Genomic DNA, 5,645 nt, shown 5'->3' on the forward strand with positions numbered 1-5,645 from the left:
TTCTAACCTCTAATTTCTTTCTTCTAATCTAACCTCTAACTTCCTTTAATATTTTTTGTAATACCAATTGGGCGGCAAAGGTGCGGTTGTTGGCTTGTTCGATAACGATGGCATTGTTGCTGTCGAGGACTTCGTCGGCTACAATTACATTTCGGCGAACGGGCAGACAGTGCATGAATTTGGCATTATTGGTAAGTTTCATTTTTTCGGCATTGATGGTCCAGCTGGGATCTGAATTTGTAATTTTACCATAGTCGGTAAAATTGCTCCAGTTTTTTGCATAAATAAAATCGGCATTTTCAAAGGCTTTGTTTTGGTTGTATTCTATGGTTGCATTTTTGGTAATGGATGGGTCTAGTTCGTAGCCTTCGGGGTGTGTAATGACAAAATCAGCCTCTTGAAGCAGCATCATTTCTACAAACGAATTGGGCACGGCTTGTGGCAATGCTTTTGGATGAGGTGCCCATGAGAGGACTACTTTTGGTTTGTGTTTGGTTTTGTGTTCAGCCATTGTAATGGCATCTGCAAGGGATTGAAGCGGGTGTCCAGTAGCACTTTCCATATTGACAATGGGTACGGTGGCATATTTTAAAAACCCCGACATAACAGTTTCGGCTTGGTCTTTTTCTTTGTCCACCAATCCTGCAAATGCTCTAATGGCAATAATATCACAATATTGCGATACGACTTCGGCCGCTTCCTTGATGTGTTCCGAAGCACCTTGGTTCATGATGGCTCCGTCTTCAAACTCGAGTGTCCATCCTTCGTTATTAAAATTCATTACAATAACATTCATACCCAAATTGAGTGCCGCCTTTTGAGTGCTCAATCGGGTTCGTAAACTCGGGTTGAAAAACAACATTCCGAGGGTTTTATTTTTGCCTAATTTTTTATTTTTAAGTGGGTTTTTCTTAATTTTTAGTGCCTCTTTTACCCATTGCTCGAGGTTGTTTATTTGTTGTATAGTTGTGAAATTCATGGGAGTTGTGTTTTATTTTTAAATTATTTTAGGAAAACTGTTTTATATTATTTTTGTAAAATTAATTTCATTATTTAAAGCTTTTATGATAAAATTATCTTCCAATCCGTTAACAATCCATGTTTCGATATGGGCTGCTTTTGCAATGGCTGTGGCATCAATTTTCGATTGCATCCCGCCCGTGCCATGAGTCGATTTGCTGTCGCCTACCTCTTGTTGCAGGAGGCTTAAATCTGTAACAATTTTGATGGTTTCGGGTATGGAGTGGTTTATGGATTTTTTAGTGTAAATTCCATTGGTATTGGTGGCTATGATCAATAAATCGGCTTGCAACAAAACGGCAGTTAGGGCGGCCAACTTGTCGTTGTCGCCAAACTTGATTTCGTCTGTGGCAACGGTGTCATTTTCGTTTATAATTGGAATATAATTATTTTGTACCAAAACATTTATCGTATTGACGATGTTGGTTTTAGATTGTTTTTTTTCAAAATCAGAATAAGAAAGTAAACATTGAGAAATATGTAGTCCTAAATCGCTGAAATTTTCATGATAAATTCGCATCAAATGAGGCTGCCCAATAGAGGCTAAAGCTTGTTTTACAAAAACATCTTTGTCGTTGTTGTCTAGCTTTACAAATTGTTTGGCTGCAGCAATGGCCCCCGAACTTACAATTATAAATTCAAAATCGTTTTGCAAAGCGGCAATTTGAACGCCAATATCCTCGATTTTACCTCTCGATATATGGTTGCTTTCTTTGGTAAGCGTGTTGCTACCAATTTTTAATAAAATTCTTTTTTTAGACATTGTTGTTGTGTTGTTGAAATTTGGTTTACAAAGCGATTTGATTAAAAAAATGCTTTAAACCCTGTATTGATTATTGAAAACTTTTGAGCATCATTAAATGAATATCCATTTCAAATGTCAATAAATTAAAAATGAGTACATTACCTAATTTGACCGTTGCCATAAACATACCATTTATTAGTAACCAAATGTTGTAACCCAATTGGGCCACGTTGGTGTAATTTATCGGTACTGATGGCCAATTCGCCTCCCAATCCAAACTGACCACCATCTGTAAATCGTGTCGAAGCATTATGATAAACAGCTGCACAATCTATTGCGGCCATAAATGTTGTGGCTTCGGCTGTATTTTTTGTAACAATGCTGGCCGAATGTCCACCACAATATTGATTGATTTTTGAAATGGCTTCGTCGAGGTCATCTACCAATCCGATAGCTATTTTATAATCCAAAAACTCTTCATACCAAATGTTTTCCTCTTCAATTGGATACACATTTGCAAGATTTACACAATCAGCATCGCCAAAAATTTGGACATCAAATGATTGTAAAGACAAAACCAATTGCTGCACAAAATCTATTAACTCGGGTATGTTTCTGTTTATCAGTACTTTATCCAAAGCATTGCAAACAGAAATGTTAGAGGTTTTACCATTGATAATGATAGAAAGGGCCTTATCTAAATCGGCAAATTGTGAAATATATATAAAATTATTGCCTCTACCGCTTACAATTACGGGGCAAGTGGCATGTTTTTTTGTAAAGGCTATTAAATTTTCGCCACCTCTAGGAACTATTAAATCAATTTTTTCAGTTGGTTTTTCCAAAAAAGCTTGCGTTGCTGCTCTATTCATGTTCAAATATCGAACCCATTGCTTGTCTATACCATGAGTTTGAAGGGCTTCGTGCCAAAGGGCTACAATTTTCATATTGGATTGTAAGGATTCTTTTCCGCCTTTGAGCAAAATTTTATTACCCGATTTGAAAGCAATACCACCTGCTTCGACCGTTACATCGGGTCTGGATTCATAAATGATCAAAACCGTTCCAAATGCGGCCGTTTTGTTGCTAATTTGCAAACCATTTTCGTGCACAAAATGAAATTGCTCTACTCCCACGGGGTCTTCTTGAACAGCTAATTGTTTCAATGACAAAATCATACCGTCTATTTTAGCATCGTTTACCAATAACCGTTTTTCCATGGCCAAATCACCACCTAAATATTGATCCAAGTCTTGTTGATTGATCCACTTCAATTCCGCTCTATCCCTTTCTAACAAAATCGACATGGTAGCTAAAACAGCATTTCGATCTTCAATAGGTAATATTTTATTCATTTTTTTAATTATTTAATATCAATTAACAACCAACCACCAACCACCAACCATCAACCATCAACCATCAACCACCAACCATCAACCACCAACCATTTAAAATTACATTTCTAAAACTTCTTTCAAGGCAATGATAAAAGTATCTACGGCTTCTTTGGTGATGGTTAAAGGCGGTAGAATTCGTAATAAATTTTTGTTATTGGCATTTCCTGTAAAAATATGTTTTTCTAATATTAATTTTTTACGTAATTCGCTTACATCAAAATCAAATTCGGCACCCAACATCAATCCTTTGCCTTTTATTTTTTTTACTTCAGGAATTTGTTTGAGGGCTTCAACAAAATATGCAGATATGTTATTTACATTGTCCATTAAATCATGTTTTTCTATAACGTCCAATACAGCAATTCCGGCAGCACAGGCCAAATGACTACCCCCAAAAGTGGTACCCAATAGTCCATAACTTGCTTTGAATTTGGGAGAAATTAATATACCTCCAATAGGAAAACCATTGCCCATACCTTTTGCAATTGGAATAATATCGGCCAAAACACCATGATGTTGATGGGCAAAAAACTGTCCACTTCTACCATATCCTGATTGTACTTCGTCAATAATCAAAGCACAATTGTGTTGGTTACATAATTTTTCCAAATCTTTAAAAAAAGCAGTTGTTCCCTCGTCTAAACCTCCAACTCCTTGAATTCCTTCAATTATTACAGCACAAACATCGCCTTTTTCCAATTCGGTACCTAGCAATTCGATGTCATTTAGGGGTAAAATAGTTACTATTTGTTGGGCATTTATTGGAGCTACAATTTTCGGATTGTCTGTTGCTGCTACTGCCGCCGATGTGCGACCGTGAAATGAATTTTTGAAAGCAATAACTCTTTTTTTGCCATTGTGAAATGAGGCTAATTTTAAAGCATTTTCATTGGCTTCGGCACCAGAGCTACATAAGAAAAGACTGTAATTATCGTAACCCGATAGTTGCCCTAACTTGGCTGCCAATGCTACTTGCAATGGATTTTGAATGGCATTGGAATAAAAACCAATTTGATCCAATTGGTTTTTGAGCATGGCTACATAATCGTCTTGACCATGACCAATAGAAATGACACCATGCCCCCCATAAAAATCGAGATAAGCTGTGCCATTTTCGTCATAAATTGTAAAATCCTTCGCTTTTACGGGGGTTATAGGGTATAATGGATAAACATCAAATAAGTTCATTTATTTTTAATTTTGTATTATTTTTTTAATTTTTTTCTTCAGTTTGTAAGGTTTGTTTGCTCGTGATTTTTAAATTATAATGTAAGTAAAGTTCAAATAGCATGCTTTCAAAAAGCAGCTCTTTTAAAACCCGCTTGGTTTTAATTTTAGCCCCATGGTTTCCTCTAATCCAAACATCAAATTCATGTTTTCTATGGCCTGACCAGATGCACCTTTGCTTAAATTATCAATAATAGACGTTAATAGTACATAATCGCCGTGTTTTTTTATACTTATGATACACTTGTTGGTTTGTACTACTTGTTTTAAATTAATGTCTGTTTGTGTAACCGTTACAAAAGGTTCACTTTGATAATAGTCGGAATAAATTTCATATAATTCCGTTATAGTTTTGTCTGATTTTGTATATAAAGTTGCAAATATACCTCGTGCAAAGTCGCCTCTATTGGGTATAAATAACAATTCTTTATTAAAATGTTGTTGAAATTGTTTCAAACTTTGTTTGATTTCGCCCAAATGTTGGTGAGTAAATGCTTTGTAATGCGACATGTTATTGGCCCTCCAACTAAAATGGGTAGTGTCTGACGGGCTTACACCAGCACCCGTGCTTCCTGTTGTAGCATTGATATGTACATCGGCTTGCAACAAATGTTTTTGTGCCAAAGGCAACAATGCCAACTGAATTGCCGTAGCAAAACATCCTGGATTTGCTATATAATGAGCTTCTTTTATCTGTTTTCTATTCAATTCGGGCAACCCATATACAAATTGTTTTTCTTGGAAAATGGCATCAGCAGCCAAACGAAAATCATTTCCCAAATCGATAATTTTAGTATGATTTGCAAAAGTATGAGCTTCCAGAAAAGCCTTTGATTTGCCATGACCTAAACATAAAAAAACGACATTTACATTTGGATTGATTTGATTTGTGAAATTCATTTCAATATCGCCCAATACATCTTGATGGGCCACAGACAAAGACTTGCCGGCATTTGTAGTGCTATAAACAAAATCGATTGTAGCCTGTGGATGAAACATCAAAATACGGATAAGCTCCCCTGCCGTATATCCAGAACCACCTATTATTCCTACATTTATCATAATTATATTTTTATTAAAAAAATTTAAAGATTGAAAAGATTTAAAAATTTAAAGATTGAAAGATTGAAAAATTGAAAGATTGAAAGATTGAAAGATTGAAAGATTGAAAAAATTTAAAGATTGAAAAATTTAAAAATTTAAAAAATTTAAATTATAATTTTAACCTCTAACTTTTAACCATCAACCATCAACCA

General features: G+C 35.3%; 5 protein-coding genes. All 5 read right to left on the reverse strand.

The features are described from left to right. Positions 1-28: 28 nt before the first annotated feature. Complete coding sequence (locus B0A58_RS12190; protein WP_089081286.1) at positions 29-979, reverse strand: N-acetylornithine carbamoyltransferase; 951 nt, start codon at positions 977-979, stop codon at positions 29-31. Between the two features lie 42 nt (positions 980-1,021). Next, positions 1,022-1,783, reverse strand: coding sequence for a glutamate 5-kinase (proB, locus tag B0A58_RS12195; protein WP_014084561.1), 762 nt, complete (start codon positions 1,781-1,783; stop codon positions 1,022-1,024). 140 nt (positions 1,784-1,923) lie between these two features. Then, positions 1,924-3,120, reverse strand: coding sequence for a glutamate-5-semialdehyde dehydrogenase (locus B0A58_RS12200; protein WP_089081287.1), 1,197 nt, complete (start codon positions 3,118-3,120; stop codon positions 1,924-1,926). Between the two features lie 99 nt (positions 3,121-3,219). Continuing rightward, positions 3,220-4,350: an aspartate aminotransferase family protein gene (locus B0A58_RS12205; protein ID WP_089081288.1), complete on the reverse strand. Its 1,131-nt coding sequence runs from the start codon at positions 4,348-4,350 to the stop codon at positions 3,220-3,222. 123 nt (positions 4,351-4,473) lie between these two features. Continuing rightward, positions 4,474-5,451, reverse strand: coding sequence for an N-acetyl-gamma-glutamyl-phosphate reductase (gene argC, locus B0A58_RS12210; RefSeq protein ID WP_089081289.1), 978 nt, complete (start codon positions 5,449-5,451; stop codon positions 4,474-4,476). Positions 5,452-5,645 lie beyond the last annotated feature (194 nt).

The sequence above is a fragment of the Flavobacterium branchiophilum NBRC 15030 = ATCC 35035 genome, assembly GCF_002217205.1.
GTDB classification, from domain to species: domain Bacteria; phylum Bacteroidota; class Bacteroidia; order Flavobacteriales; family Flavobacteriaceae; genus Flavobacterium; species Flavobacterium branchiophilum.

Excerpts from the sequence above, each read along its gene's own strand:
- proB (WP_014084561.1), bottom strand. The coding sequence starts at position 1,783 with ATGTCTAAAAAAAGAATTTTATTAAAAATTGGTAGCAACACGCTTACC.
- B0A58_RS12205 (WP_089081288.1), bottom strand. The coding sequence starts at position 4,350 with ATGAACTTATTTGATGTTTATCCATTATACCCTATAACCCCCGTAAAA.
- argC (WP_089081289.1), bottom strand. The coding sequence starts at position 5,451 with ATGATAAATGTAGGAATAATAGGTGGTTCTGGATATACGGCAGGGGAG.
- B0A58_RS12190 (WP_089081286.1), bottom strand. The coding sequence starts at position 979 with ATGAATTTCACAACTATACAACAAATAAACAACCTCGAGCAATGGGTA.
- B0A58_RS12200 (WP_089081287.1), bottom strand. The coding sequence starts at position 3,120 with ATGAATAAAATATTACCTATTGAAGATCGAAATGCTGTTTTAGCTACC.